At 41.0% G+C, this 24474-nt stretch carries 24 protein-coding genes; 19 read left to right on the top strand and 5 right to left on the bottom strand.

What is annotated here, in order from left to right:
• Window positions 1–140: 140 nt before the first annotated feature.
• The 7 genes from HW560_RS30490 to HW560_RS30460 all read left to right on the top strand — a co-directional run bounded on the left by HW560_RS30490 (window position 141) and on the right by HW560_RS30460 (window position 6123).
• Window positions 141–896, top strand: coding sequence for a Cthe_2314 family HEPN domain-containing protein (locus tag HW560_RS30490; protein ID WP_179265427.1), 756 nt, complete (start codon window positions 141–143; stop codon window positions 894–896).
• Window positions 897–1087: 191 nt separating this feature from the next.
• Window positions 1088–1330 (top strand): hypothetical protein, encoded by a 243-nt coding sequence (locus tag HW560_RS30485; RefSeq protein ID WP_090894744.1) that lies wholly within the window; start codon window positions 1088–1090, stop codon window positions 1328–1330.
• Entirely contained in the window at window positions 1331–1708 is a 378-nt protein-coding gene (locus HW560_RS30480) for a retropepsin-like aspartic protease (protein ID WP_179265426.1), read from the top strand. It abuts the gene before it with no gap.
• Between the two features lie 354 nt (window positions 1709–2062).
• Window positions 2063–2830, top strand: coding sequence for a GNAT family N-acetyltransferase (locus HW560_RS30475; protein ID WP_179265425.1), 768 nt, complete (start codon window positions 2063–2065; stop codon window positions 2828–2830).
• A gap of 320 nt (window positions 2831–3150) precedes the next feature.
• Window positions 3151–3900, top strand: a complete 750-nt coding sequence (locus tag HW560_RS30470) for a metallophosphoesterase family protein (protein ID WP_090894756.1) — start codon at window positions 3151–3153, stop codon at window positions 3898–3900.
• A 173-nt stretch (window positions 3901–4073) separates the two neighbouring features.
• Window positions 4074–4541 carry a hypothetical protein gene (locus HW560_RS30465; protein WP_179265424.1) on the top strand — a complete coding sequence of 156 codons (468 nt, stop codon included), beginning with the start codon at window positions 4074–4076 and terminating at the stop codon, window positions 4539–4541.
• Between the two features lie 769 nt (window positions 4542–5310).
• Window positions 5311–6123, top strand: coding sequence for a stalk domain-containing protein (locus HW560_RS30460; RefSeq protein ID WP_179265423.1), 813 nt, complete (start codon window positions 5311–5313; stop codon window positions 6121–6123).
• A gap of 58 nt (window positions 6124–6181) precedes the next feature.
• On the opposite strand, the gene HW560_RS30455 is transcribed toward HW560_RS30460, so the two are convergent.
• On the bottom strand, window positions 6182–7882 hold the full coding sequence (locus HW560_RS30455; RefSeq protein ID WP_179265422.1) for a DUF4127 family protein: 1701 nt from the start codon (window positions 7880–7882) through the stop codon (window positions 6182–6184).
• Between the two features lie 494 nt (window positions 7883–8376).
• Between HW560_RS30455 and HW560_RS34145 the strand changes: the two genes are divergently transcribed.
• Both HW560_RS34145 and HW560_RS30445 read left to right on the top strand, forming a co-directional pair.
• A complete protein-coding gene (locus HW560_RS34145) occupies window positions 8377–8505 on the top strand; it encodes a helix-turn-helix domain-containing protein (RefSeq protein ID WP_256221938.1) in 129 nt (42 codons plus the stop codon).
• Window positions 8457–8672 (top strand): hypothetical protein, encoded by a 216-nt coding sequence (locus HW560_RS30445; RefSeq protein ID WP_090894768.1) that lies wholly within the window; start codon window positions 8457–8459, stop codon window positions 8670–8672. Before HW560_RS34145 ends, HW560_RS30445 begins: the two co-directional genes overlap by 49 nt.
• Before the next feature lie 575 nt (window positions 8673–9247).
• Here the strand turns inward: HW560_RS30445 and HW560_RS30440 are convergent.
• Window positions 9248–9505 (bottom strand): helix-turn-helix domain-containing protein, encoded by a 258-nt coding sequence (locus HW560_RS30440; protein WP_090894770.1) that lies wholly within the window; start codon window positions 9503–9505, stop codon window positions 9248–9250.
• Between the two features lie 164 nt (window positions 9506–9669).
• Here HW560_RS30440 and HW560_RS30435 point away from each other — a divergent pair, with 164 nt between their 5' ends.
• From HW560_RS30435 to HW560_RS30420, 4 genes are all read left to right on the top strand, one after another.
• Complete coding sequence (locus HW560_RS30435; protein ID WP_090894772.1) at window positions 9670–9861, top strand: hypothetical protein; 192 nt, start codon at window positions 9670–9672, stop codon at window positions 9859–9861.
• A gap of 33 nt (window positions 9862–9894) precedes the next feature.
• Window positions 9895–10197, top strand: coding sequence for a hypothetical protein (locus HW560_RS30430; RefSeq protein ID WP_090894774.1), 303 nt, complete (start codon window positions 9895–9897; stop codon window positions 10195–10197).
• 686 nt (window positions 10198–10883) lie between these two features.
• Entirely contained in the window at window positions 10884–11078 is a 195-nt protein-coding gene (locus HW560_RS30425) for a hypothetical protein (protein ID WP_090894776.1), read from the top strand.
• 500 nt (window positions 11079–11578) lie between these two features.
• On the top strand, window positions 11579–12337 hold the full coding sequence (locus HW560_RS30420) for a hypothetical protein (protein WP_090894778.1): 759 nt from the start codon (window positions 11579–11581) through the stop codon (window positions 12335–12337).
• A 149-nt stretch (window positions 12338–12486) separates the two neighbouring features.
• Here HW560_RS30420 and HW560_RS30415 read toward each other — a convergent pair whose 3' ends face one another.
• From HW560_RS30415 to HW560_RS30405, 3 genes are all read right to left on the bottom strand, one after another.
• The gene (locus tag HW560_RS30415; RefSeq protein WP_090894780.1) at window positions 12487–14169 is read right to left on the bottom strand and encodes a type 2 periplasmic-binding domain-containing protein; all 1683 of its coding nucleotides are present in this window, start codon (window positions 14167–14169) and stop codon (window positions 12487–12489) included.
• Between the two features lie 330 nt (window positions 14170–14499).
• Window positions 14500–16107 (bottom strand): response regulator transcription factor, encoded by a 1608-nt coding sequence (locus HW560_RS30410; RefSeq protein ID WP_090894782.1) that lies wholly within the window; start codon window positions 16105–16107, stop codon window positions 14500–14502.
• 187 nt (window positions 16108–16294) lie between these two features.
• On the bottom strand, window positions 16295–18109 hold the full coding sequence (locus tag HW560_RS30405; RefSeq protein ID WP_179265421.1) for a sensor histidine kinase: 1815 nt from the start codon (window positions 18107–18109) through the stop codon (window positions 16295–16297).
• Window positions 18110–18384: 275 nt separating this feature from the next.
• Between HW560_RS30405 and HW560_RS30400 the strand changes: the two genes are divergently transcribed.
• From HW560_RS30400 to HW560_RS30375, 6 genes are all read left to right on the top strand, one after another.
• A complete protein-coding gene (locus HW560_RS30400) occupies window positions 18385–19242 on the top strand; it encodes an ABC transporter permease (protein ID WP_177185780.1) in 858 nt (285 codons plus the stop codon).
• Window positions 19243–19258: 16 nt separating this feature from the next.
• A complete protein-coding gene (locus tag HW560_RS30395; RefSeq protein ID WP_090894785.1) occupies window positions 19259–20131 on the top strand; it encodes a carbohydrate ABC transporter permease in 873 nt (290 codons plus the stop codon).
• Between the two features lie 194 nt (window positions 20132–20325).
• Entirely contained in the window at window positions 20326–20982 is a 657-nt protein-coding gene (locus HW560_RS30390; protein WP_090894787.1) for a hypothetical protein, read from the top strand.
• A gap of 65 nt (window positions 20983–21047) precedes the next feature.
• Window positions 21048–21635, top strand: coding sequence for a hypothetical protein (locus HW560_RS30385; protein WP_179265420.1), 588 nt, complete (start codon window positions 21048–21050; stop codon window positions 21633–21635).
• Between the two features lie 204 nt (window positions 21636–21839).
• Window positions 21840–23456, top strand: coding sequence for a xylulokinase (locus HW560_RS30380; RefSeq protein ID WP_179265951.1), 1617 nt, complete (start codon window positions 21840–21842; stop codon window positions 23454–23456).
• Between the two features lie 296 nt (window positions 23457–23752).
• Window positions 23753–24394, top strand: a complete 642-nt coding sequence (locus HW560_RS30375; protein ID WP_090894791.1) for a FusB/FusC family EF-G-binding protein — start codon at window positions 23753–23755, stop codon at window positions 24392–24394.
• Window positions 24395–24474: the final 80 nt, after the last annotated feature.

Below are 24474 nucleotides of genomic sequence, written 5' to 3'. Positions count from 1 at the left end.
TCATCCGGTTTTCGGCTCTGCGGGGGAACTTTGGGGAAGTGATGGCAGCCAACAACCCTACTGGCTAAGTCCCTCGAACCACAGTGACTGCTCATGAATACAAAGATGTTAGCTGAAAATCATGTAAAGGATGAGATTAAATGATTCATGAATATTTAGAATATCCAACCAAAGAACAGTGGATTGATATAGAAGAGCACTCAAAGATTAATCATTTATATCTCGATATAAAGCGGCCGGAAATCACTGACTTTTTTGCTCTGTTTACAGAACACGAATTGGCAAGTTGGGTTAGGTTATTTAATAATAGATTGGGTCAATCAAGAACAAGTTATATCTTTTTTATGCACTACTACAATAAAGGAATTCCTGATAAAGAATGGTATATCTCACCGGGGAAGGAGGGACAATCAATTCAGTATTTCCCTCACTTTACGAAAGATGAAACAATTAATTATAAAGTAATGTTTGATTATTATGTTGATGCTTTCTATTATAAGTTTTTTTCAGCTTGGGATACTATTTTTCATATCATTAATATTCAATACCAATTCGATATAGAAACAAGTAAAGATTTTAATCGAAAAATATTAACGAATCTCAATAGTGTAAATCCAGTTTTAAAAAGACAAATTAATAAAACCAATAATTCTAAAGCATTTAAAAGATCAAGAGTACTTAGAAATGATATTACACATAACTTTGCACCGAACGATATCAGTTCTGGAATAAGTAAGAAAAAAGAAAATGGGAAACTGAAAAAAATAAGTTTTGGAGTCGGAAATTATACGCCATCAAATGAATTTGTTGAAAATATAGATGGAATAATTGAAGAATTTATCAAATTTTTAAATGTATTTAAGAGAAGTCTTGAGGCTACTGAGAAGAAGGGATAAACTTCAGCTAACATAATATTCAAGCTGCGGCTCCGATGGAGCCTGGGTCTGCGAGAAGGATTTCGAAGAGGAATTTCAGCAGCCAACCCCTTCGGGTTTCGTGAATACAGGAACGTTAAGTGAAATTCCAGTGAGAGCTAAAGGCTTGTAAAATGGTATAATATAACCATCAAAACAGAGGAGGGACAATGATGAAATGGCAAGAAGTTCAACAGATTTTCCCGAACCAATTCGTAAAATTCGAAGTTCTTCATTCTGAAGAAACAGACAATCACGAGATCATTGATGATGTGGCCGTGATTGGCCCGATCAGTGATGAAGAAGCGACTCGCGAATTATTGAACAGTAGAGACAAAACCTTGGTTTACCATACATCCAAAGATCAAATCGTTGTGAAGGTTCGGAAAAATATAGGATTAAGGAGAAATCTTTAAATGAATATTGAATATAGAGATGGGCTGTTATTCACGGAAATAACAGTCCATTTTAATAAGCAGAAGAAAGTGATATCGAACATCGTGATTGATACAGGAGCCAGTCATAGCTTGATTTCACAAGATGAAGTGGATGAGATTGGGATACTAGTGGGTATGGACGATGAAATTATAACCAGCTACGGAATTGGAGGTAAAGAGCATGCTTTCAGTAAGCGAATCGACGGTATACAGGTAGGAGATTTTATTTTAAAGGATGTATACATAGACTTTACTTCATTTAAATATCACAACATTAACGGACTTTTGGGACTAGATGTACTGACGGAAGGAGAATTTGATATTGATCTAAAGGAATTTAAATTACTTCGTTCATAAGAGATAAAAGACATAAGAGATAAGAGATAAAAGACATAAGAGATTGAGTGGTGATTCGAGGAAGACAGGAACATCACTTAACAAAATATTCAAGCAGCGGCTCCATTGGAGCCTTGGTCTGCGAGGTGGATTTCAAGGGGAGGCATTTCAGCAGCCAACCCCTTCGGGGTTCATGAATACAAGAACGTTATAAGAAATAGCCGCAAAGAATAAAACCTTTCATCAAAGCTCAGATGTACTTTAAGTTAAACCAGCTTAATACATTTTTGAACTTCAACGAGCTATCTGTATGGTAAAGTGTAGATTATCAGTAATTTTTAAGGGCAACTTGCTTGAATGTGGAGGGGATAATTGGTGTTAGAATTAGCGATGAATGAGCTTGAGACTGCTCGCTTTTTATGCAGCGGTATAAGTAATACAGTTCTTTTTGCAAATATAGAAGGAAAGATAGGAAGGACATGGATTGATAGTAAGAAGAAGCCCACTTACTCCGTAATTATTGCAGGAGATTTCGCATTCTTACTTGGAAGTGTCGAAGCATTGAAAGAAGTAGATGTTCCATTGCGGTTTGTTCTTGAAGAATGCAGGAGGAAAATCATAATTACAAATGAGTTTTCTTGGATATCCCTTTTATCTCAACATTACTCAGATTCATTTCAAAAGTTTAACCGGTATTCCTTTAAGAAAGAACCGACTTTCCAAGTAGAACAGTTAGAAGAGAACATAAAAATGATAGATACTGCTTTCAAAATCGTACCCATAGATGAACATAATTACCCAATGGTACTGCAAGATCCCTTTATGGCAGATTGTTGTTGTTTCTTCTCTTCCTTAGAAGAATTTATGCAGCATGGAATTGGATTTGTTATTCTCAAGGATAATCAGATTATTACTGGTGCTTCTTCTTATACTTATCATGAAGGGTGTATTGAAGTTACAATTGGGACACATCCTTTGTACAGGCGCCAAGGTTTGGCACTAGCTTGCGCATCAAGATTGATTCTTGAGTGCATGAGCCGAAATATCCACCCAAACTGGGATGCAGCCAATTTAGAGTCAGTTGCTCTTGCAGAAAAATTAGGTTACAAAATGGAAAAAGAATACGAAGTGTACTCTATATAAACAGTCACACTATGGGGACGGCGTTAAGATAACAGGACACGGTAGTTGAGTGTTGCAAAGAAAATACTTGTAGGTAATTCAAAGAAGGCCGATACATCTTATAACAACATATCTACGCTGCGTCGCTATCGCTCCTTGGTTTGCCCGAGGATTTTCGAAGAAGTGGATTCAGGCAGACACCCCTGCAAGGCTAAGTGGCGGAGCCACCCAGTCGCTTTGCTCCTTTAAGCCTTTCGGGTTCGTAGATACATGAACGTTATGAGAAATTATTGCAAGAAAAAAATCAAAGATAAATAAAAATGATTGAAGGAGAAGCCTAAATGAAGATTGCAATTCTAACTGATATTCATGGTAATTATCCGGCATTGCGTGCCGTATTCTCTGATATTGATTCCCGCGGGGATATCGAACATACATATTGTCTGGGTGATATGATTGGCATTGGTCCTAATTCTAACGAAGTGCTTGAAGAGATAATGAATCGAAAGGATGTAACGGCGGTTTCAGGTAATCATGAAGAAGCGGTTTTAAAACTATTGCAAGGGAAGGATACCTTGCCGGGTCATGAAATGATCGCTGGACATCATAAGTGGGTAGGTAAGAATCTCAAAAATGAAAATATCAAGTTTATAGAAGATCTTCCTCAAACATTAGATGTTGAAGTAGGAGGGCAAAAAATATTAATAACCCATTATCATATGAATCAAGAAGAAAGAGAAGTAATAGATGAGAGCCCGACAGGATTGGCATTAGACGCAAAGTATAAAGGTTCACCATACAATCTCGTTTGTTTTGGTCATCATCATCCAATCCATTACTTTAAGACAGATCAAAGAGTTTATTTGAATCCTGGAGCTTTAGGTTGTAATGAGCATGCGATTGCAAGATACGCGGTAGTAGAACTGCAAAAAAGAACAATGAATATACAACTTATAGGAACCACATATGACAATAAAGCATTTTTGGAGTCTTTTGAACAGTTACAGGTTCCAGACAGAGAGTTTATGATAAAAGCATTTCATGGGAATCAACTTGAGAGAGATTTCAAAGATGGCAATAACATCTCATAACATAATATTCAAGCAGCGGCTCCTTCGGAGCCTTGGTCTGGGATGGACTTCGAGGAGGAATTTCAGAAGACAACCCCTTTGGGGTTCATGAATACAGGAACGTTATAGGAAATCAGCAAACACACGAAGAGAACTTGTTTTATTCAACATATTTTTTGAGAAGAAGTGATTGAGTGAATAAAGACATTCTACTTGAATGGGACAGTAAGCATAGTGCGATGAAACGCACGAAAGAAAATTACTGGAAAACCTTTAGGAAGTGGCGTGACGAGAACAAAAGCGATTATCATGATACTTTTATGGGAAAGTTATATGATGAATTTATAAGTCTTGAAGAGCGTGCTATATACCTAAAATATAGTTTTAATACAACAGAAGCCGTGCTATTTTGCTCGATTAATATCTTTTACATAGAAGAGCAAATAGGAACTTATGATATAGAGTTCTTTTTGAACGGTGAGATCGCTGATGATTACCTGGATTTTGGAGACGTATTACTTAAAGATCGTATGATTAAAGTAAAGTATAATTTGAAGACTGCAAGAAGCGCCTTAAAACTGGGATTTGAAGTATCAGATATTTTGAAAATCACAGAAATTCCACTCAAATATATAGAAATATTAAAAGAAAAATATAGTTGATATAAAGGGAATGGTATAAGAAGTATAAGTGATTCGAAGAAGCTGCTGACATCCTATAACATAATATTCACGCTGCTGACATTCGTCCTTGGTCCGGCCTTTGCCGGACACCCGACATGCGTCGGGTCGTGAATACAGGAACGTTATAAGAAATCATTGTAAGAAGAACTAGAAGGAAATTAAATACAGAAACTAAGGGGGAATGGATAAGATGTATAAGAACATTTACAATTTAACTATGACGTTCAAGAATCCTCAGCATAGATCCAAGCTTAACGATCTATCTGTTCAGAAGCAGATTCAAGCATTAGTCACTCAACTTAACACTTATTATCGGAGCGCAACTAAACAACAAGTTAGTCTTAAAAAACACTTGAAAATTTCGTTTGTAAATAATGAAATGCTAATCACTCTTAGCACTGAAAAGCCTCTACCTAATCCTCAGAGACGGGGACAATGTTTGCGGCAGTTCTCAATACTTTTGTTAAAGAACGGATTTGATCAATTTCTTACTTCCTATAACCCAAAGAAATTATTATTTACATAAGAGAGGAAATACGTGATAAAAGTAGTACTTGTTAAGCGATTGAAATCCTGAAAATTGAATTACTTGCATAAAGATTTGTTTTGGCGGACATGGTTAAGTTCTTGTAAGAGGTAATTTTCATATAAACTACATTAATTTGAAGTTTTATCATCCAAATAGAAACATTTTCTCTATGTATCGCGTCTAAACTTACAAATAAGCTTAATTTTAGGAGGATTACAAATGTTCAAGAAAATATCTCTTACAATGTTGGCAGCTTCTATGCTTGTCCTGCCTAACTTCAGCTCATCTAGCTTTGCTGCTGATACACCAATCACTATAGACAGTGGTATTTTAAAAAACAATCGAGTACTCATCCCGCTAAGAGCTGTTTCTGAAAACCTAGGGGCAGACGTGAAATGGAATCAACAACAAAAAACCATTACCATTACTAAAGAAAATACAGAAATGGTTCTCACCATTAATTCAAATAAAGTAATGCTTAATCAATCGGAGATTCTATTGGATGTTCCAGCAGAACTAAATTACAATTCCACATATGTACCTGCTCGTTTTGTAAGTCAAACTTTAGGAGCAGACGTAAACTGGAATCAACAAGCGAGTCAGGCGACGATTACGTTAGATGGGAAGCAACTCCAAGTAACCATACAAAAACCACAAGTTCAAATTCCAAATGCAAAAAAAATCACGGATAAGCAAAGACAGGTATTCGTAAACAAATTAAATGAAGCAACGGATCTATCATCAATTAAGCAAATCCGAGCGACCTTCAGCCCATATTTTACGGATAAATTTATCAATGAAATCATTCGTAGCAAAGGGTTGAAATATGATTTTAAATTTACAACAGTTTATCAATCGGCCATCAGTTATACCAACACCAATACCGCCAAATTAAGCCAGTCTTCGGGTCCCGATTCTAAATATGCTCCTAATGAAACACTCTACAGAACAGCTAAGCTTGTATATACCAGTAAAGGCTGGAAAGTGGATGGGGTAGATTTCTCTTTGATCAAAGAAGTATTGAATCCGTAACACTACTTAACAAGAATAAGACGGCTCCACATAGGAGCCGTCTTATTCTTGTTTGTTATTACTGTAGCGTTACTACAGGATTCAACGTAACTTCAAAAGCCCGTTTCCAGAGATAATCAGGATCTCCGTATGCAAGTGTTGAATTGGCATATCCTGCAAACGACCAAGTTCCTCCCGTAATTTGTCGTACATTATAAGAAGTTCCTGTACCGTTAATAAGGAAAGCACTTTTTCCGGAAAGTGTCGTTCGATGCGTTTGCATTCTGTTTCGCAATACACTTTGCAAATGTGAATAATCTGCAGGACTATTAAATAGAAGCATATTCTGATCCGCAATTGTAGCAACATTAGTATATAGCGAATTCGCTCTAGAGTAGGTACGAATTTCGTCAATAGCAACCGTTTTGTAATAGTAGTCTTTTAAGAAACGTTTGAACAAGAGAGAACCGTGTGCATGTACTGCTGTGCTAAGCGCATTGAGATCTGTTTCAGTGACCAAATATGCATATCGTGCTTGTCCCATTCCTAAGGCTATACCGATCTTATTTCCTGGTGTATTCCAAGCACTGTAACCTAAGATACGTCCGGTGTGTTGACTACCCAACAGTCCTTCTGTGACCGTAGCGTTTGCTGAACCTCCTCCAACAAAATCAATTACCACGGTCGGAACGCGATTTGTACTATTAGCCACAATTCGATTGACGGCTGCTGTAACTTGAGCAGCATCTGTAACCCCAATGATTTCGACAGTTGGTGAACTGCTCACGGACTGACCGCCAACAATATCAATGTGACGAAGAATATTTTGGTGCACATCCATATATTCATACTGACTAGTAATTGTGGAACCATGAGGGCCGAAGTACTGAACTGTATACCTTGGTCTTACCCCATTAAGATATAGCTGATTTGCCATTCTGGCCATCAAGGCATGACCCAATCCATCCGCATCAGGGAGAATAATTGCTCGGTCCGGATTTTGGCCGTTTGTACCACCAAGCCAGGCGTTAATACGACCCTCAACAAAATTAATCTCATTAATCTGCACCCCTTGGGTATTCGCATCATCAACTCCTACAGCTAGAAAATCAATATATCCTGCCTGTGCTAATTGCTCTAGAATGTAACGATTACTTTTAAATTTATGTTGTCTAGTGTTGTAGTACTGTTCTTTATTGAAGTTTGTAGTACTACCATATGAACCGGTAGGCGACAAATTGTAACCTGCAATAATATCTGCAAACTGTGAAAAACTTCTTCTCGGCTGCAACATAAACGTACGTGATTCATTGTAAGCGGCAAAAGACAGTCCGCCTGCAAAGGCAGTTGTAGCTAGACGCATAATTGTATCTAACACATAGATTGGCTTACTCGGATAAGATTGTTTTACTAGTCGAATAACATCCAACAGATCCGTTGTGGCACTATCGTAGGCCGGGTAAGCTCCCCCAGGACTCGTACGCAATCGTCTACTAGCAATGAGACCTCCGTAGGCAAGCATATCTGAAGATATAATAAACCCGTCGACAGAGGCAGCATTATTTAAGATGAACTGACGGATATTCGCCGGATTTCCGTAAGTCGGCGAAGATGTCGAGACCAGTGTGGATCCAGAAGCTGTCTTTTGGGAATCCAGACGGTTTGTAATATCACTTAAATTTGGGGTAATTACGTTAATTCCTGCTGATCTACCTAGCACGATGACATCATCCAAATTCACTGGTCTGTCATCCAACGGTACATACAATACATTCTTCATATTCCTATACTCCCTTAGTTTGATATAGGCTCAATAACAAGGGAAGAAAGAAATGAAAAGGATCTCTTCCCCAATCCCATCTCATTTCTATTTGTTTGTGCCTTCACTTATAAGGTAGTCTGTAGCCCTAAAATACAACCTGAAATATAAAAAAACATAAATTCGTTTTTTAACCGCCTTTTTTTAGACTTCTAAAAATGAGATTTGAGATATAATCAAAAAAAGAACATTTGTTCCTTTTAAATCTTTGAGGAACATAATCACAATTTTAGGAGGGATCACAACTGGGAGAACAACAAACAATCTACCAACGTTACAAGGAAGAACTATATCGAATTGGATGGAGAGTACAATATCGTGCTAAAAATATTAGAAAGAGGGAGCTTCCTATATATAATGATCAAATTTTAAATACTAATTTTACTAAGCATGCGGAAAATAAAATATTAGTGGAACAGATATTAAAGTATCTTCCTGAATTAGGAAAATATGTGATGATTAAGTTATACATAGAAGGTTATTCAGAAAAAGAAGTTGCGAGTCAAATGAATATAAGTCAACAGGCGGTGAACAAATGGAAGAAAAAGATGCTCAAACATTTATCAGAGACAGTGAATTTGTAAGTATTTTAGGAGCAGCAAAGGACAAAGATGCTGAATCTATTCTTCTTCTCATTGATTTATTCAAAGAAGACATCAAACTTATCAGTAGATATATCCGGTTACCCGAAGAGGAAGCTGCTTCAGAAATCATTTGTGAATTCCTTGAATTTGTTTTAGATCATTCTTAGTGGTAGATATAAAGTTTTGGTCAGGCAGATTTGCATTGCATCATCAGAAGAAAATCGTTCTCCGATGAGTTACAGGAAAACGGTTTTTAACCATTCATTAAACTAATGGGGCAGGACAGTTAGTTAAACATAAAGAAGAGGACACATCCCATTTAAAGGGAGAGTCCAGTTCTTTTTTTTGTACATCTAATCCAAGAATGTCATGGTATCGCACGGAGCGATTTATTTTCTAATTTAGGCAATAGGAACGTATCATATTTAGGTAAAAAGAATGTATCATAGTAATATTGAAATTCTCGACTAATTTCCTCCCTTAGGTCGTTTAAGGCAGTGAGGGTTCGTGAATACAAAAATGTTATAGGAAATCAGCAATACAAATTTTAAGTAGGGAAGGACTCATAACTTGAATGATTCCTATGAGACCATTTCAGAATAAGTTGACTTTTTAGCATATAGGTTTATATTTTTTTATGCTAAACAATAAAATAAACATTCACAATATATGAGTTTATATTTAATTAATTATTTGCAATTCATTTCCTAAATTTTTTATGGGTATAGCAGTAACTCACAAGCTATACCCAACCTTTTTCTTCCCCAAGCAAATACCCCACAGAAACCTCCAAAGCCTTAGCAATCATCACCACTTCATAATCCTGAACAAGACGATATTGACCTTCTAGACGCGAAAGACTTGTCTGACTGATATCCAAACCCAATGTTTGCAGTCTGGCGAGGAACTCTCGTTGTTTGATGCCCTTACTTTTACGAATAGCTACGACTCGGGAGCCGATTATGTTTTTATCGCCAGGTGGTTCTTGTCTATGCTTCATTATGTACACCCCTCATTTCAACCAAATTGTATGAGAAATAATAGTTTTTTTAATGCGTATATCGAATTAAAATAAAATAAACCGATATTCGCATTAAAATTGACTGCTCACGTCTAGTCTTAACAAGACATAGTGCAGTTTAGACCCATCAGAGAGGTGGATGTATGAGCCAGTTGCTTGACTTATTGGAAGAGGAACGGCGCAAACTTAATCAGCTAGGTGAGGCATCCTTGAAGCAAGCGATTCCGTTGTGGGACAATCCCGAGGTTCAGGAACAGAGCCGAAGGGTGGATGAACTGGTGGCAGCACGAGTGAGTGAAATGAAGGCGAGACATCACCGAGTTGTACGAGGATGAGCGAGGTACATAATGCTTTGGGGAGGGGAAGCAATGGATTTTCCGCCGTGGTTGCAACAAGCGATCCAGGCAAGGTTAGATGAAGTATCTGCCAGAATCGAGCATGACCCTGAATTGAGTCGTGTACGTGAGAAAAAGGACGAAGCGTTCGAAGGATTGTTTGCTGGCAAGGATATCGAGCAGACACCTGAATATATCGAGTGGGAAAATCGTTATATTGTCAGCAAAGGCATAGAAAATGAGCGGTTGTATATGCAGGGACTACAAGATGGCATTCAACTCACAGTATCCTTACTGGGTCAGTCGATGCCAGAGGAGACCGATACAGAGGCTTGATCCACTAAGGCGAACCCATAAGTCAGGCGAAGCTACCTTGATCTTAATTTAAGAACCGGAGCGGAAGCGTGAATCTAGCGCTTCCGCTCCGGTTTTAATGCTCTACTTTTCCAAATTCTAAATTACAAATTATTACTTCGATGCAGATTGTAACGTTATATATGTATACAGCTGCACACCATGAATTAACTCTGCGAAGGCTTGGAAGGAGCTGATAAAGGAAAGGAGGGCGTTGAGTATGTGTTAAGTTTAAAGAAACAAAGGCAGAAGTGAGGTGTGGTTATATGAAATAAAGATCTAAATACTTAATCTTACTTTTTATGTTTATTGCGATTGTGTTTGTTCTGTTTATCTTGAATTTCAACAAAAAGGAGCCAATGAGCCAGTTGTTAATGGCAATATTATTCAAGTTGAAACTTTGATCTGGATGCCAAATCAACGAATTTAAAGACAATGACAGAAGGATCGATATTTGTTGAGGGTGAGAAGGAGCATATTATCATATAAAAATAGTAGCACATGTAGAGATTGATCCCGCTGACTGGGGTGGTGTTGCATTTTATATCCCTGATCAATGGAGTGTCTCCAGCATCACCAGCAGTTATCCTGAACATCAATCGAAGTTGAAGCCTGCTGAGTATGTATACACCTGGATGAATTCTTCTGATGACTCTTCATGGCGCACGATGATTGAAATTGGGAGAGAACGAAATTATATAGCAAATGGCGGAGGTACTGGAACGATTGTGATCGAATTAAGTCCGGATAAAAAGGGTATGTCCCTCTCTGAATCAATAAAATTTGGTATTGAGGTTGGATCAGAAGAGAAAGATGGAAAAAGAGTTATGAGTACAGATTATGTTGAAGTTCCTGTATTTTAAAGTGCTGGATTAAATTGATTTAGAAAACAAGCCGAAGTGATGGAAATGTACGCTTCGGCTTGTTTTTTATTCTTTTATTTTGACCTGTGTTAATTCTTCAATTCTACTTCCCGCTTACCGACTTGTACCAATCATTGCATTGCTATTGAAGTAGTTTCATTTGCAATATTACCACTTTAGCACCGGCCCAGTTTTTATGGTTGCGTAATTCAGCCATATCTTTAAAGGGAATATTAAGAATGTATTTAATATAACTGAAAGTCTTTGTAAAAAAAACGTCTCCTATATTTATTTAGACATGGATACAAAAGCATAAAGTATTAATAAAACTGCAATAACTCCTAAAATCGTCCACAAAACTTTGTTGTTTTTCATATTCTATTATCCACCTTTTATTAAAGTATTTTCAATAAGTGTTTCAAATTACCTAATTAATGGTAACGTAATATATACCGCCATGCCAATACAATATATATAACCATTAGGGAGGAAATCATTCAATGTTAAAGAAAATATCAAAGAGCGTACTTGCTTTAATTCTCGTAACAACCTTGTTTTCTTCATTAACTTATGCAGATAACTCAGGGGAAAGTAATGAATACACACCTGAGATGTATGTAGATTATTTGACGGAACTTATTAATAATGGAGATGTGGGAGCAAGTGAGAGTCTGAATCAATTTAATGGGTTGGAGCCATCAAAACAGGAGACATTCTTGCGGTTTATAACTTCTATTGACTATGCTGAAGCCATAGAGGATATTGCAACGGGGGAAAAGGAAACAACGTACAATTATAATGGAGAAGAAGTTCCGGTCACGGTAGTTGATGAATCATCATCTAATGGGACTCAGGGCGGAAAATCTTCTACAAATGCTCTAGCAGCAGCTAACACAGCTGCTTCAGCGAGTAAGTCTTTTACATTTAGTGTTTTTGGAGTAGATACAACTACAATTACTCTGACAGTCAGCTGGGAGCACAATGGTTCTGTTGCAGTTAGACCATTACAGGTATCATATGCCCATGTAAATAGAAATCCCGCATTTATTTTAAGTGAAACTTCAAATAATAACCCAGGTTATATTTCTGAAGGTTATTTTCATGGTAGTGGAACTTGGACAATGAGAGCTACAGGCGCTATAGGTTTTGTTAGTGATACTCTGGGGATAAATATTAAAGCATCAACCCCAGCTCATAGATATTACTCCTTTAGCTCTACAAAGGGAAACGTTAAACCTATACCTTGGACGGCGTTTTAATAACAATTTATGTAGTTGGTATAGTGGCAAACATAACTTAATAAGTGTGATCCCTGCTATAATAATAAAAATCAACAAACCAAAAACAAGCCGAAGCGATAGAATTACACGCTTCGGCTTATTTTTAATTGTTTCTTTTAACCGAAATCTTACTTCCCACTCACCGATTTAAACCATTCATTCACTTCTTGCGTGATCTGATCTCCGCCATTGGCCTTCCAGTTGGTGACGAATTGGTCAAAGGCATCAACTGGCAGTTGGCCGTAGATGATTTTGTTGAAGGTTTCCATCTCGGATTGGCGGAGCAGGTTCCATTTGGATACCATCGTTGGTGTTGCAGCGCCAGTAAAGTAGTTTTGTTTACGAATGTCGATCTGGGACATAACGACTTTACCTGCATACCAGTTTTCCGGTTTACGGAATTCGGCCATTTGTTTCTCGTACGGTGTTTCAGGCTTCTCGCCGTTGGCCAGCTTCACGAGTGTTTTCATGTACAGATCCGGGATACGAGCCGGGCCGGTCAGGAAAGGGAATTCGTTGGAGAAGTCTTTGATCTTCTCTTTGTCACTGGTCGGTTGTCCGTCAATGATATCCCAGTCGTAACCTTTGGCGAAGCCGTATTCATACTCACTGCCCGCAGCCGGGTTAGCCAGGTTATCGAGCAGGTAGTTGTAGTACAGGAAGATGGCTTCTGGATGCTTCGCATCCTTGTTAATCATGATACTTGCGTTGACACCAGAGTTCTGCCACTTTGTGCCGATCTTGCCGTCTGGGCCAGCCGGAACAGGGTAAGCTTTATATTTTGAGCCAGGTACGTTCTTCAGCAGGTCCGGTGCCGGCCAGTCGGGTACCCAGTTTGCGCCAGGCAGAATGCCCGCTTTGCCAGCCGTCCAGCTTTCAGCGGATTTGCCTTCGTCCCACAGGGCGGAGTCGGCGTGGATATAACCTTTGTTCATCCATTCAGCCAGCTTGGCAAGTGCTTGTTTCGCACCCGGGTTAACGGAGCCGTACTCCAGATTGCCGTTTGCGTCTTTGTTCCATTGCTCCTCGATTGTGCCATATGCACCGAACAACCAGTCGAGCTGACCCATCCAGGTGTTGGTGTTATTTTTCAGCGAGATCGCCAGCGGGAATACTTTGTCTGGAGACAGACCGTCCGGGTTCTCGTTTTTGAATTTGTCCATGATGTTCTCAAGGTCTGCAATGGTTTTCGGAGCTTCCAGGTTCAGCTTCTCCATCCAGTCCTCGCGGAGCCAGAGCAGCGTATCGTCGTTATCCGTATACTCCATGATCGGCATATTATATTTCTTGCCGTCCTTGGTGAACGGATACCACAGCTCAGGATGTGCTGCTGCGTGATCTTTCAGGGTCTGACTCGCGTACTTGTCGAACAACTCATCGATGGCGATGAATTGACCGGAGTCGATCAGCTGATTGGTCAATACCGCATTGGTCGGTACGGATACGAAATCAGGCAGCTTCTCGCCAGAGGCGATAGCCAGTTGAAGCTTTTGTCTGTATTGATCGTCATTGGCCGGATACCAGGTATCTTTATGCTTCATACCCAGCGTTTCCAGCATCCAGCGATCGTGAACGTTATTTTCTTTGGTATCCCCTTGAACGTATTTCTTCGGCATTAATACCGAACTGAATTCGATGGGTGGATCGTATTTTCCTTTGGCAAAAGCAGCTTCTGCTTCAGCTGAACCGACGGTCGCCGGTGTATCATCTTTGGTACCATTGTCACTCGCTGTATCGCTACTGCCGCACGCAGTGATCGTGATGAGTGCGATAACCATGAGCAGTGACCACCATGTTTTGAATTTGATCATTGTTCAATCCCCCTACGATGTATGATCTTTACAGTGTAACTGTACCAATTTGGGCGGGAGGGCATCTATATGAGTTTGTTAGTTTCGATAGGACTCTATTATGCAAGTTCAAAAAATTCGGTTTTCAGTACCGAGAAGATGGGATAAAGCTAGAAATGGAGTAGCGGAGCGTAGGCAAACTACGTGAGCAACTACAATGTTTCCAAAGGAAACATACTTCGTAAGCCTCCCGCTTATTTCGGCTGAATCCCATATTCGATGCTGATGATGTCGTGAGGCATCCTTCGTAATCAAAAGCGGAATTTTTGAACAACCTCTAAATTATGCAAATTAATGTTGGTCTCGGTACTCCTGCGGCGTGACGCCAAACTGGCGCTTGAACACTTTAATAAAATAAGCCGGGTCCATATAGCCAATCTCCATGCTGATTTCATATACTTTTTTGGTAGTCGTAACGAGCTTGTGACAGGCCCGATCCATGCGCAGGCGCGAGATATAATCACTAATGCCTTCGCCTGTTTCAATCTTATAAATCTTGGACAAATGGGTCGGATGCAGATTGACATGGTCGGCCAGTACACGCAAAGAAACATCCAGATGCAGGTTTTTATCCGTAAAATCCTGAATCTTCTTCACATACTCGGAACGGATGTCTTTGATCTCGTTGGACGTGCCTTCCTTGAGTTTGCCAAGTACACTGAGCGACCATTTGCGCAGTTTACTGATGGTAGTAAAGGCTTCTCCACTCTGTAACAACCCGACATCGTCACCCATTAAATTAGCTAAAGTCAGCCTGTTCCGGTGTGCGAGATTGGTGAACGAAGCCGTAATTAGAAATCCAGCCTCCATACAATGCTCCCACGACTCCGACCATTTCTCATCCAGCTCCGCACAGACGGCTAGTATTTTTTCTTCTGCCGCATCCCATTGACCACTCTCTAACAGATGAATGAAAGTGGGTGGGGTATACAGGACATCCAGCGGACCTTGTGCCGACGGAGTCTCCACGTCGCTGACCCGCATGACGAATTCACGCTCGTCCCCGACAATTTGCCGGAAATAAGCGGAGGCCTGCCGAAAACGATCATATAGCTGATCGGGAAACGCGAACCATTCGGTGATGACGATGGAGAGGGAACCCTTCAGAAACTGTTTAACTTTGGACTGAAGCTGTACCGAAAGCTTCTCCAGTATGGTTTCTTTGCCAATGTCGGTGTCGTTCACTTTCAGTTGAAGCAGAAACACCAGATATCCATGCTCCTCCTTCACGCCCCACACTTCCATAAACTCACCCATAATCTCTTCCGCCATATTGATGACCGCATATTCAAGCAAGGTTTGATCGTTGTTGTCATATTGCCCGAATTCTTCTTCCATACGTACAAGCATTAACGCGCAATCGCCGGCGTGGAAGGGCAAATCGTAATTGGCAAGTTTTCGTGCCCATTCGCTGGAGGCAATTCGATGTCCTTGCAAAGCCTCAAGCAGCAGTCGACCCCGCAAATGCGGTAGGTTCTCTCGAAGGGTAAACTGGGTTCGTTTTAGTGAGCTTACGAGTTCCCATTCGGTGTTTAATTGATCGATGGCTTTTTGAACGGCTCCCATCAATTCATCGTCTGTTGGTGGTTTCAGCAAGTAATCTACGGCCTCGAACTGGATGGCTTTTTTGGCGTAATCGAATTCGGAATGTCCGGATAAAAGAATGCACTTTATTTTTTTGTCACGGACTCTGATCCGTTCGATCAGTTCAATACCTGTCATTTCAGGCATTTGAATATCCGAGATCACAATATCTATAGGGTGGGTATCGATCAGTTGAAGTGCTTCGTGTGCTGAGTATGCTTTGTGTACCTGTTCGATCCCCAGCGTATGCCAGGGCTTGGTCATGGACAGATTATCAACCCAGTGTGCTTCATCGTCTACGATGATCATTTGCATGGTGTTTACTCCTTAAAAGTAGAATCTCTTTATTTCACGTGGTCACTACACGGTCAGAACCATCTCTCAATCGCTGTTATCCCCAGATTTTTTTGAATCTCTAATCAATGGGGAAATCCGGGGATAAAGGCGAGCGCTTCGCTTTTCGAGATTTGTTCTGCCCGTTCCGTTTAGCGTGTAATGTAGCTTAACTTAAATTCGTATCGGTATTTCCTCTATCGGAATCTGTATCATCTTTCGGTATCTCCCAGACCATCTCGGTTCGGAATCCGCCGAGAGGGGATGGACCGAATAGAAGGTAGGACTGATTGCCGAATAAGTGCATGATACGCTGATTCGTGTTCCAGAGGCCACAGCCCATTTCCTCCTGCAGCGGCTGCTGCATTTTAAGATTCAACGCCTCCAATTGATCCGGGCTCAAGCCAGGTCCGTCGTCATCAATGTAAATTTTACAGAACCCGTTCGAGCTCTCGCCAGTAATTCGGATTTCACCAGATGAATACGACTTCGCGACGCCGTGAATGACTGAATTCTCCACAATCGGTTGCAGCATTAATCGTGGGACCGACTGTGCAAGCATATCCTCAGGGATGTCGATATGGTATTCAATTCTGCCATTACGCAGCTTCTGGATATCCAAATAGTTGACCAGCAGATTGATTTCTTCTTTTAGAGAAGATGTCTCCCGCTCCACTCGTGTCGTATAACGATAGTAGGCACTGAGGTTATGCGCCATGGAGACGACGGCTTGCTCGTCCTTCATCTGGGCCATGTTGATGATATAGCCAAGACAGTTATACAGAAAATGCGGATTGATCTGCGCCTGTAACTGTTTCAGCGTAGCTTCCTTGGCCCTGATTTTTTCCTGGAACACGTTCTCGATCAGGTCTTGAATCTGATGGGACATATCATTGAATCGATGGAACAAAAACGAGAATTCATTCTGATCCTTGCTATGCAGACGTACGGAATAATCTCCGCGCTGCACGCGGCGTAAGCCCTGGATCAGCTTTTTGATCGGATATTGAATGTTTCGATATAACAGGATCGAAGCGGAAATGCCCACCACAAACAGCAGAATCATAAAGAGATAGAACAAGTTCCGACTGAGCGAGATCGGCTGCAGAATCTGATAGAGTGGTACCACATCGACCAAATGCCAATCCAGATAGGAGGACTTCACCGAGCTGACCAGATATTTCTTCCCGTTTAGCTGGACGACATCCTGGGTGATATCCTCTGACGAGTGTTCATCCAGATAACGGATAAGTTCTTCGGACAGCTGCTTGTCTGCACTGCGGTTCAGAATGGGCGAATTTCCTTTGTGATAAAAGAAGGGATCACCTTGCCCACCTGCTTTATACGTATCCAGCATGTTCTGAATGTTCTCATAACTGAAGCTGGCTTCAATCACCAGATTGCTTCCCGTCAACATGCCTGGCTGGGCCAAGGAATCCGTAAAGAACCAGTAGAAGGATTTCATATCCTCTTTGGACTCGGCACCATCACCGTATGTCCATTGTCCGCTCATATTTCTTTTTAGGTAATCCTCATCATACCCCGTTGTTCTATTATAGTTGGCAATGACATCTTGATTCTGTTGTGAATGCACAGCGTATCGAGTAGGCCATATATCGGTAACACCGGATTGAAGCATCAGCTTTTCCTGAATAACATATCGGGTCTGCATCTTGTCATAACGATCATTCCAAATGTTCAAGCCATTAAATGCTCTGACATTGGGATCTCTTGAGAGAATAAGACTGAAATCCATCATCTGATTGATTCGGGAATCGATCTGACTGGACAAAAACGTGAGCTGCTTCGTATTGGAGACCTGTAGCTCTTTGCTTACAACATCATAAGTGACGTTGTTCGAGTAGGTATACATGATAATAATGGGGATGAAGAGGACCACAATTAAACAGTTTATTTTGGCAAACAGACTAAACCGGGATCTGGACGTTCTTCCCAATGATATAAAGCGCTTCCATATATTCATAAAAAGTCTCCTTCAAATTCGTGTGTAAACAACCTCTTCAGATGATGTTCCTAACAAAACACTATCAAGCCTAACAATGTTATATAGCAGACCTCAGTATGGCTTGATACTATTTATATCAGAGAACCCCATCACACACAAAAACTTTTTTTGGGAACAGGAGCAGTGCTATGGAGGCTAAATTGGAGGGTAAGCGGGTCCCGCAGGCAAACGTTGGGAACAAGCTGGAAAAAAAGAGAAAAAAACGCTACAAGCAGCCATGGATTCTGCACTTCATGGTGTTGCCGGCGGCCATTATGGTCTTTATATTTTCATACATTCCGATGTCCGGGATTTTGATGGCATTTCAGGATTATAAACCTGCACTGGGATTTTTCGATTCCGAATGGGTCGGACTGAAGCATTTCAGATACATGTGGGAAAATGATTACTTCTTGCAAATTACGTGGAATACGCTGTTTTTTGCCTGTTCCAAGATCGTCATGAACTTAATCATTCCGTTTATATTCGCCTTATTGCTTAACGAGGTACGGAAGATGGCGCTGAAAAGAACAATTCAAACGCTCGTGTATCTGCCACACTTTTTGTCTTGGGTTACGCTGTCAGGCATCCTGATCGACATTCTGGCGCAGACGGGTATTGTCAATCAGTTCCTAGTCTCCGTATTCGGCATTAAGCCGATCTTCTTCCTGGGGGATGGCAGCTGGTTCCGATTCACGATTATTGCGAGTGATGTCTGGAAAGAGTTTGGATTCAATACGATCATCTTCCTCGCGGCACTGTCCGGCATTAACCCTGCACTCTATGAAGCGGCTGAAGTGGATGGGGCAGGACGCTGGAAGCAAACGATGTATATTACCATCCCGGCACTTATTCCCATTGGGATCGTAATCGCAACCCTGGCACTGGGTAATGTGCTTAACGCCAACTTTGACCAGATCTTTAACTTATATAGTCCATTGATTTACCAGCAAGGGGATATTATCGATACGTTTGTGTATAGAGAAGGTCTGCTTAGTGGGCAGTTCAGTTTCGCTACCGCTGTGAATCTGTTCAAATCGGTCATCAGCCTGATCCTGATCGTGATCTCGTACCGACTGGCTTACCGATTCGCCGGATATCGAATTTTCTAGAAAGGATGACGAACTCATGTATCATAAAACGATGCCTTACCGCATATTCAGCATAATCAACAATGTGTTACTGACCATCCTTTCGCTGCTCTGCTTGCTGCCTTTGTATCACTTACTCATGGTATCACTGAGCGCATCTGCTCCTGCCAATGCTGGACTGGTGACGTTCTGGCCAATTGGATTCACACTGGAGGCGTATGCGAAGACATTTGCCAATACGAACTTCCTCTCCTCCTTGTGGGTGTCTGTGGAACGGACGGTACTGGGTACTGGACTTGCGTTAATCGTTAATACGCTTGCAGCCTATGCGCTTTCCAAAGAGACGCGGGTTTTCCGCGCACGTAACATCTATCTATGGTATTTTGTCATCACGATGCTGTTCAGCGGTGGCCTCATTCCGGGGTATATCCTCATTCTGAAGCTGGGTCTGATGAACACATTGCTGGCCTTGATTTTGCCTGGGTTGGTTGCGGTGTTTAACATCATTCTGCTGCTGAATTTCTTCCGTACCGTTCCGAAGGACCTGGAAGAAGCCGCATTTATCGATGGTGCAGGACACTTGCAGACGTTTATCAAAATCTATCTGCCCGTCTCCGTACCCGTTATTGCAACCGTTTCTCTCTTCATGATGGTGGGACATTGGAACGCATATTTTGACGGGATTATCTACATCCGTGATGCGGAAAAGCTGCCACTGGCAACATTCATGCAGACGATTATCGTGCAGGCCGACATGTCGAAGCTTGATCCAGAAGCGGTGAAGAACCTGTCCCAACGGACGATTCGGGCTTCTCAGATCTTTATCAGCGCGCTGCCGATCCTGCTCGTGTATCCGTTCTTGCAACGGTACTTTGTAACCGGGATTGTAGTTGGGGCTGTGAAGGAGTAGAGTCGAGTAGCGGTACGAATAGGTGTGAAAAAGGAGTTGCTGAACTGGTGGAAGGCCAGGGAGGTGGCTTCTTTTTTGTGTATGGAAAAAGAACGTTGCACATATGTAGTGTATTACCTTTATTTGAATAAAATGGTACGATGAGAGCTAATTAAAAATTCTCCTTATTATTCATATCGAAGGGTGTGTACGAAGTGAAGAAGATGATAATCGTTACCTTGGTTTTGTCGTTATTAAGCGCTTCTCTTGCTTTTGCAGCGACAAGTGCACCACAGAAGATAAGTATAGTTTTGAATGGAAAAGAACTAAAGACCAGAGCAGGGACAGAAGTCAAAATAATTGACAATCATGCTTATATCCCGGCCAGTGTTCTTCGTGATGCAAGATTTGCGGTAGAGTATAAGAACTCCAAGCTTAATTTAGTGAATAGCTATTCTCATTACACCAAAAATTTAATAGAAATGCATCTATCCAACTATGAATTTACAAGCCAATTCAACAAGATCGAGCAAGAAGTGATTGATGTCCTTAGTAAAGTGATATTAGAAGAGCAAGTTGACATCTCCAAATTACAACAGTTAATAAAGGAAGCCGAATCCAATGTCGTGATCCGTCCAGAGGTATTTACTCCAGTACAAGACTATAATTCCTCTGATTTATCTGATGCGTTTTATAGTTTGGAGGCATATAAAAAAGCAAGTATTGAGCTAATAGCCTATGTTCATACCGGGGACAAGGAAAGATTAAAGTCTTTCCACGAAGAGAGAAAAAAGGCGCTTGAGTATTACGATTCTTACACATATATGTATGATCATATTTTTAAATTGAGCTATATTAGTGCAACAAAATAGGAAGAAGAATATCTCTCAAATCGCTTGATCAACGTTAAATTTATGCATTTTGGGTGAAAGGTGAAATGTCAATGATTCAAAACCATAACTCATGGTCTGTTTGTATATCCAGTGATATTGAATTGAACTTTTTGATCTATGTAGCGAGTACGTATGGCCTTCTTAAAGAGGAGATCAATGAGAATAATCTATGGCCATCCCGGCAAAGGGTAGAATCAGATCAACTTCATCAAAAACTTGAAATACAATGGAAATGGTTCTGGGATCGCAGCATTCAACAGAAGGCACATAAAAATAATCATCATGTATCATTTGTGCTAGGACTGCCCGACTTTAAGTTAGTTGAACAACATGAATTAAGGGAGGTATTGGTTCATTTATGGCCATCCTTTAGGCAGTGGTGGTACATGCCTGCGGGCGGGCAAGCTGCAATGAATTACTGGGAAGGGATACCTGACCTTATACGTTATGTTCAAGAATTTGAAGATGAAGTGGGTAGAAAAATTAAACCGTTTCACTTAAATGTGGATTTAATCTATAACGGTCCCAATGAGCTGATTGAAGTAACGGAAGAATACATTATTATGCCAATCAAAATTGAATATTTAATGAAGAGGGATTGGTGGATGAGTAGGTTTACAGAACGATATTAAGAACAAAGCAATATGAAGAAGCTGGTCCACCACTCTATCCATCGAATGAGGACAATATATTGTTAAGGTGAAACATTTGCAGTTTTCCAAGAGTGATCACAAGAGTAATCATAGGGTAGGTTTCATTTCAATGTACTCCGATGACGGGGATGTAAATTTTCCCGAATCGAGCTAATTCCAAATTCAGAGAGGATGAATACGATGATGGATCAAAACTTGAAACAAGCAATAGTCAGGGGAGAAACTTCGCTGGGCATTGAATTTGGATCCACACGAATCAAAGCTGTACTCATGGATCACCATTTCAATACCATCTGTTCCAGCAGCTATGAGTGGGCAAATCAATTGATCGACGGTTATTGGACCTACGATATGAATGAAATGATTCACGGGCTGCAACAAACCTATCATCAATTAAAGCAAGAGATTCAGAATAATTATGGTGTAACGATACAAAAAATTGGCTCAATCGGATGTTCTGCTATGATGCAGGGTTACATTGCACTCGATCAAACAGGGGAGTTATTGGTTCCGTTTCGTACATGGCGCAATGCCACAACGGGTAAGGCTGCATCAGAGCTAACCGAGAAATTCCAGTTTAAAATTCCAGAGCGCTGGAGCATCGCACATTTGTATCAAGCGATTTTGAACGGAGAAGAGCATGTCACTAACATCAATTATATTACGACACTATCAGGTTACATACATCGGCTGTTGACTGGCAGTAAAGCTATTGGTATAGGGGATGCCTCAGGTATGTTCCCAATTGATGAATCCACACTGGAATATCATGAAGATATGGTGAGGAAGTTTGACGATTTAATTGCTGACAAAGGCTACCCGTGGAATCTTAAAGATATTTTACCTAAAGTCTATACTGCCGGTGAACATGCCGGATATCTTAGTGAAGCTGGTGCACGACTGTTAGATCTATCGGGTAACTTGGAATCCAATATTCCACTGTGCCCTCCGGAAGGCGATGCTGGAACAGGCATGGTCGCTACGAATAGTGTCCAAAAACGTACGGGTAACATTTCCGTAGGTACATCGATTTTTGCCATGATTGTATTAGAGAAAAACCTGTCTACGGTATACCCTGAGATTGACATCGTGACTACACCTGAAGGCAATCCTGTGGCTATGGTTCTTGCGAATAACTGCTCCAGCGATATTAATGCTTGGGTAAACATGTTCCGTGAGTTTTATGAGGCGATGGGACAGAAGCCCGATATGAACCAATTATTCAGTGTGTTGTTCAATGAAGCACTGAAAGCTGACGCTGATGGCGGTGGCTTACTGAGCTATGGCTACTATTCAGGCGAGAATATTACAGGAATTGCAAAAGGTCGTCCGTTGTTTGTGCGTTCTCCAGAGAGCCGCTTCAATCTGGCAAACTTTATGAGAGTCCATCTATTTGCTGCGTTTGCTGCACTAAGGCTCGGGCTGGATATTTTGACACAGAAGGAGCACGTAACGATTGAGCACATTTGGGCGCATGGCGGATTGTTCAAAACCCCACGAGTCGCTCAAAAAATGTGCGCATCCGCACTGAACATTCCCGTTTCGGTTATGTCTACCGCTGGTGAAGGTGGCGCATGGGGAATGGCTATTTTGGCTTCCTACATGGTTAATAAGCAGCAGCACGAGGGTTTGGCGGAGTACCTTAATACCAAGGTGTTTATTGATGCAGAAGGACAAGAGGTTTCTCCAAATAGCGAGGACGTGAATGGATTTGCCTTGTTCATGGAGCGTTACACGGAAGGACTGGCCATTGAGCAGTCAGCAGTAGATCATTTCGTGGAAAATGGGAAGAAAGCCTAAGATGTAATTATATTTCTTGAAAAGAGGAAATTGAAACGAAGCTCGTTGCCTACACTATGCTGCCCTGCTATAATTTCGATATATCTATCGTATTGGGGGTTATGACGTGGCAATATGGATGATGCCGGATTGCTCGTTCGCTAGAAAGCCTTACGCAAAGCCTGAATAGGGGCGGACTTTGTGTAGGGCGCGACAAAAATGAGATTGTTGCCCTGAAATCAATATCAACATAATGGTTCATCCCGCAGGCTTTGCACCTTATTTGTTCTTCCAATAAAAATAAGGGGCTGAACGCCATGCAAACACCATTTATTCAGAATCATCAATTTAATTATATTCAAAAACAAGCTGATTTCCTGCTCAAAACGCTACGCTCGGTTGTGGATCCAAAAGTATTGGAAACCGTCCGTTATACGGTCGGCACAAATGCGGTGAGCATCTTCGATGAACTTACTCTGGAACAGAAGCAACTGCTGGAGCAGTTATCCACGTATGAGACGACACATGAGTTGCAGACCTATCTGAACCAGCTGGAAGCATATCTGATTCCATTTCCGCAAGTATCCGCGAAGCAAATTCAGAAGCTGTTTCCCAAGGTAAAGAAGCTCAAAGTGCCGGATCTGGAATCCATCGATTACGCACGTACAACTTATCTGAGATGGACCGACATTGCTACCGATCGCTTGTTCATCGTGTATCCGTATGAAGGCAGATTCCTCGGAATTGAGGGACGGCTTACAGCCACGAACAAGAAAGGGTATTGTATGTTCTGTCATCGCCATCAGGAGCTCGGATTCTTCAACGTAAAGACCAAGAGCTATACGCCGGACAACATTTCTTCCGTGGCCCAGTACGTATGCATGGATAACACAGCTTGTAACCATAGTATCACCGATACTAGTATGTTGGAGAAGTTTCTTCTCTCGACCGTAAAATAATTGAATCTAAACAAACAGGGTCGCTCTTTGGAGCGACCTTTTTGCTGTGTTCAAGCGGAATTGGGACGTCAGGTGTCATA

The organism is Paenibacillus sp. E222 (assembly GCF_013401555.1).
Lineage (GTDB): Bacteria > Bacillota > Bacilli > Paenibacillales > Paenibacillaceae > Paenibacillus.
Note: the sequence above shows the minus strand (reverse complement) of the source record. Positions and strands in the feature narration are given on the sequence as shown.